The organism is Allobaculum sp., from assembly GCF_047010065.1.
GTDB lineage: Bacteria > Bacillota_I > Bacilli_A > Erysipelotrichales > Erysipelotrichaceae > Allobaculum > Allobaculum fili.
The window spans coordinates 1-5323 of record NZ_JBKXLD010000130.1; the positions used below are offsets into that span (position 1 = coordinate 1).

Consider the following 5323-nt stretch of genomic DNA (forward strand, 5'->3'; position numbering starts at 1 on the left):
ATTATCCCAAGGAGGCGGTCGAGAAAATACCCGTCTTTTATTTGACGCTTACGTACATGTTTGGGAATGTGACTAAATAAGATTAGAGAATACATCTATTTCTATTTTCGTGCCATTCAGAGGCTTTTCTGCTCAAAAACGAAAAAGGCAGGAACTTCCTGCCTCTTTGTGTTTTCTTCGATTGGTATCGCTCCTTTTGACGGTTCGAAAATGCAGAAATTTTATTTTCTGTGAATTTCAAATCCAATCGATGCGAGCGGTTTATAAACCGTTACTCTACGCCGATGATGAAGGAGTAGACCGGCTGCCTGCCGCTGTAGACTTCTACTTCCGCGTCGCTGTGATCGGTAATGAACGCAGCCAGCTCATCAGCCTGTTCTTTCGTGGCGTCTTCGCCGTAAATCAGCGTAACGAGTTCGCTGTCGTCGGCGAGCATTTTGGATAGGAGCGCCTTGGCGGTATCCATTTCGTTTTCATTGGCTTCCACGATGGCCTTGCCTAAAATCGCCATGTACTGACCGGCTTTGATCGGCAGACCTTCGTACGTCGTATCCTTGATGGCGTAGGTGACTTCGCCGGATTTCACGTGCGCGATGGCTTCGTTCATATCGGACAGGTTGTCTTCCAGATCCGCTTCCGGGTTGAACATGACGCAGGCGGAAAGGCCCTGCGGGATCGTTTTGGCCGGAAGAACATGAACGTCACGGTCTTCGAGAACATCCCCGGCCTGCTGAGCGGCCATGACGATATTGGAGTTGTTCGGGAAAATCAGAACGTGATCGCAGTTGAGTTCTTCGATGGCGCTGATGAAGTCTTCCGTGGACGGGTTCATCGTCTGTCCGCCGGAGATGACTTTATTCACGCGCAGATCCTTGAACATATCGCGGATGCCGTCACCGGCAGCGACAGCGATCAGACCGTACTTTTTATGCTCCGCCTGTTTTTTCGGCGCAGCGGTATGGGTCTGCTCGTTTTCCTGATCGAGAATTTCTTCGTGCTGATCGGTCATGTTTTCGACTTTCAGCTTCACAAAGCGTCCCTGGCGGCGGCCCATTTTCACAGCCACTTCCGGGGTCAGGGTATGTACGTGAACTTTGACAATGTCTTCGTCCTGTACGCAGACGATCGAGTTGCCGATGGTGGACAGCTCATCGCGGAATTTTTCTTCCGAGAAGTTGCGCATGCCGCGATCGGACAGCTGAAGAATGAATTCGGTACAGAATCCGTATTCGCCTTCACCCTCGATCTTGGTCTGGCTGGCTTCCGAAGACGATCCAGTCGACTGTTCGGCTTCGACCGGCTTGCCTTCCATAGCAAGAAGCATACCTTCAAAAATCGCCAGAAGACCGGCACCGCCGGAGTCAACGACACCGACTTCCTTTAAGACAGGGAGCAGGTCAGGTGTAGTATCCAGAGAAATTTTCGCCTCTTCGACCATTTTGCGCATGACATCGACACAGTCGGTGATGCCTTCGGTCGCGGTATAGGCGTACGTATAGTCGGCAGCTTCGCGAACGACGGTCAGAATGGTTCCTTCGACCGGACGCATAACGGCTTTGTAGGCGACACGGCTTCCGTTCACCAGAGCCTGCGCGAGCTGCATGGCATCGATTTCATCGAGATCTTCTACGGCCTGATAAATGCCGCGGAAAATCTGAGAAGTAATAACGCCGGAGTTTCCGCGTGCGCCCATGAGCAGGCCGCGGGAGAGCACTTTGGCGATCGCGCCGACACCTTTGGCATCGGATTTGAGAGCTTCCTTAACTCCGTTTGAAAAAGTGAGATACATATTGGTTCCGGTATCGCCGTCCGGAACCGGGAATACGTTCAGCGCATCAATTCTGGCCTGGTTGTTGCCCAGATTGTTCATGCCCGAACGCAGCATTTCCCGAAAGAGTTTGCCGTCAATAAATTCCATTGTTCTAAAGGCTCCTTACTTAATTGCTTTCACGCCCTGAACAAAGATATTGACTGCTTCAACTTTAACTTCCAGGGTTTTTTCCAGTACGTAGCGCACGCGCTGCTGCGCAGCAAGCATCACTTCGGAAAGCTTGATGCCCTGCATGGCGATGACATAGATATCGAGAATCAGAGAATTTCCATCCTGACGCACGATGACGCCGCGGGAGTAGTTGTCCCGTTTGAGCAACTCAGCCCAGCCGTCCTTAAGCAGCTTCTGGCTGGCCATGCCAATAATTCCGTAGCATTCATTGATCGTACCGCCCACGAGATTGGCGATGGCGTCGAGAGAAATTTCAATCTCTCCGTATTCTGTAGATTTATGAATCGGCATAGTTTTGCCTCCTGTTTTCCATGTGAAAAAGCGGTGCATGCTGCACCGCTGTCATTATATCGACTTTTCATTGGAAATAAAAATCCTACAGACCGGCGAAGAAAACCGCTGGACCGTCATTTTTGACATCAGATCGGATAGAACGTATCCGAAGCGGCGTCATACGTGTAAACCGTTCCCGAGTCCATCGCACGGAAAAGATTCGTAGACGGCGAATACTGAATGTTATCGACCGCGCTCGGCTCCCAGTCATTGATCGCTGCAACGTTCACCTGCATCGTGCCGTTTGGCGTCTGAATGGTCTGAATGCCGCTGTACAGTTCCGGAACATACGGATAGGTATACACCGACTCTTCGGAGCTGGCCTGGCTGTCCCTGTTTTCGGAATCTTCTTTTTTGTCGTCTTCGGACTTCTTTTGAGAATCCTTGTTTTCGTCTTTTTTGTCGTCCTCCTTGCTGGACTGGCTGGAGGAATAATTCGGGTCGATTACGCTCTTTGGAATTTCGCGGTTTCCGGCCCGTTCTTCCGGAGAGAGGTACAGGTACGAACAGGAAACTTTATTTACGACGGAGTTTTCCCCATCGAGAATGAGGCAGACCTGTTCGCCCTGCAAATGTTCAAGGACCTGATTGTACGTCGTCATCATGAACAGAGAAGGAAGGGCGGTAAAAACGGTATTGCCGTCCTTGAGCACGAGCTTCAGCATGTTTTTGTCATACGTCTCGGCCCAGGGCTGAATTTCCGCGATCCGGTCAAACACCTGGCGGGTGAGCTGCTTCGGATACTTTCGCACCTGCTCGCAAAGCGATTCAATCGTCTCGTCGCTTAAGGAACTGAGCAGCGGATAGTGGACGAGCGTTTTATAGAGTGCATCGCTGTTTACCGGAATCTTTTCATTCTGGTCGGTAATGAGCGTGACCTGATCGCCGTCCTGCGTATAGCCGACAATCATTTCTTCTTCTATGGCAATGCGAATATCGTTTCCGTTTTTGGTGACATCGGCGCTGCGGATGAGCGGATTTTCTTCGAGCCGGGTGGCAATCGCGCTAGGCGACGAAAGACCGATCAGCCCGCTTTCCGATACATCGGCCAGCGCGTAAATCTGCGATTTGGAATAGTAGTAGTTTCCTTCGCAGGACAGCGCCCGCACCTCAAAGGCCCGCGTAAACGGGAAGATGCAGACGGCTGCCATCGCAAAAATCGCCCACGCAGCCCATACCCAGTTCACATTGCGTCTGGGTTTTGGCTTGTGCGGTTTATAGTCGTCTTCCTCGTCATGGCTTCGCAGCGATTCGAGAAAGGCTTTCCCCTTATTCATAATGCTGGTGTGTTTATCAGGATCCACTCTGGGTGTTGGTTTCGAGCTCGAGCTGGGCATCCCAATTGATCCTTTCTACTTCGGTAATCAGCTGGACGCCCAGTTTTTTCAGGGCCGCCTGCTGAATGGAGCGAATCAGCGTATCCACGTCGCGCGCAGTCGCTTTTCCCTCCTCGTTGATAATGAAGTTTGAATGCATTTCACTGACTTTGGCGCCGCCGCAGTATTTTCCGCGAAATCCCAGTGCGTCCACCACTTCCCAGGCGGACCCGATCGAAGGGTTGCGAAAAACCGATCCGGCGGAAGGCTTGGATACCGGCTGACTCGTCAGACGGCGCTGCTTTCGCGAATCCATCAGGGCACGGATTTCTTCCTGATCCCCTTTTTCCAGACGCAAAGTGGCTCCAAGTACAATCCAGTGCTTCTTTTTCTGGAAAATGGAATGGCGGTATTCGAAGCCGATCTCTTCCTTGGACAGCACCCGGATCTGGGTCCCGTCGAGAATGGTGACCGTTTCAATCAGCCGCGAAAGATCCGAGCGATAGGCGCCGGCGTTCATATAGACACCGCCGCCAAGCGTTCCGGGAATGCCGTAGGCAAATTCCAGACCGGTCAGCGACTCTTTCATCGCCGACTGACTGATCGCGATCAGCGAGCATCCGGCTCTGGCTTCAAGGATTTCGCCATGAAAGGCGTAGGCGCAAAATTCGCCGGTCAGTTTGATAATGACCCCGTGATAGGGCGCATCCGAGGCCAGTACGTTGCTTCCGTTGCCCAGAACCATCCAGGGAATCTTCTTTTCGTCTAAAAGCGAAACGAGATTCTGAAGATCATTCTGGGTATCGACTTCCACGAGAAAATCAGCGGGCCCGCCGATTTTATACGTGGTATGGCGGCACAGCGGCTCGCCGCATTTGACTCGTCCAAACGCCGCGAGCACAGATTCTTCGATCATGGCTTATTTTTCCTGACCGGAAATAATCGAATTGGCCCATGCGATCATATCCTGTGCTGCGTGCGGCTTGCCGGCTTTAAGGGCATGCGCTTTGAGAGACTGTCTTTTGTTCTCATCGAGAAACGCCGTTTCAATCGCTTTGGAAAGGCTATCGGCATTGAGGTCCTTTTCTTCCAGCATGATGGCGGCGTCTTCATCTACTAACATTTTCGCGTTGTAGTACTGATGATTTTCCGCCACATACGGGCTGGGAATAATGACAGCCGGAATGCCGAGAGCGGTCAGTTCCGCAAGCGTTGTGGCGCCGGCGCGGCAGACCATTCCGTCCAGCATGCCGTAAAGACGAAGCGCATCCACATACGGAACCGTATGAACGTTTTTGAATTCATCAAACGAATGCAGCGCGTCGGCGTTGTCCTTGCCGCAGGCGTAGACAATCTGCAGCGACGGATCAACTTTCGACAGCGCCTCTTTCATCAGTTTGTTGATGGAAGAACTGCCAAGCGAGCCCATGACGATCAGAATCGTCGGCAGACTCGGATCCAGATTCAGTTCCTTAAAGTAGGCTTCATCTTTTTTCACGCGAGCAGCCAGACTGGCGCGCGGATTGCCGAGCAGGCAGGCTTTTTTATCGCCAAACTCCTTCTGCGCCTTGTCATAGCACGTGACAATGCCGGCAGCTTTGGAAGCCACCAGCTTATTGGCTTTTCCAATGACGGAATTCTGCTCATGAAGCATGAACGGAATGCCTAAAGA

5 protein-coding genes are annotated in these 5323 nt (G+C 51.9%); all 5 read right to left on the bottom strand.

From position 1 onward, the window contains the following. Positions 1-271: 271 nt before the first annotated feature. Complete coding sequence (locus ACLUYS_RS09220) at positions 272-1918, bottom strand: DAK2 domain-containing protein (protein ID WP_412659675.1); 1647 nt, start codon at positions 1916-1918, stop codon at positions 272-274. Between the two features lie 15 nt (positions 1919-1933). Beyond that, a complete protein-coding gene (locus tag ACLUYS_RS09225; protein WP_230267488.1) occupies positions 1934-2293 on the bottom strand; it encodes an Asp23/Gls24 family envelope stress response protein in 360 nt (119 codons plus the stop codon). Positions 2294-2421: 128 nt separating this feature from the next. Further along, the gene (locus ACLUYS_RS09230; protein ID WP_412659676.1) at positions 2422-3672 is read right to left on the bottom strand and encodes a cell division protein FtsQ/DivIB; all 1251 of its coding nucleotides are present in this window, start codon (positions 3670-3672) and stop codon (positions 2422-2424) included. Continuing rightward, a complete protein-coding gene (gene murB, locus ACLUYS_RS09235; RefSeq protein WP_230267490.1) occupies positions 3629-4567 on the bottom strand; it encodes a UDP-N-acetylmuramate dehydrogenase in 939 nt (312 codons plus the stop codon). Before murB ends, ACLUYS_RS09230 begins: the two co-directional genes overlap by 44 nt. A 3-nt stretch (positions 4568-4570) precedes the next feature. Continuing rightward, a partial coding sequence (locus tag ACLUYS_RS09240; protein WP_412659677.1) for a UDP-N-acetylglucosamine--N-acetylmuramyl-(pentapeptide) pyrophosphoryl-undecaprenol N-acetylglucosamine transferase occupies positions 4571-5323 on the bottom strand: 753 nt, incomplete at its 5' end.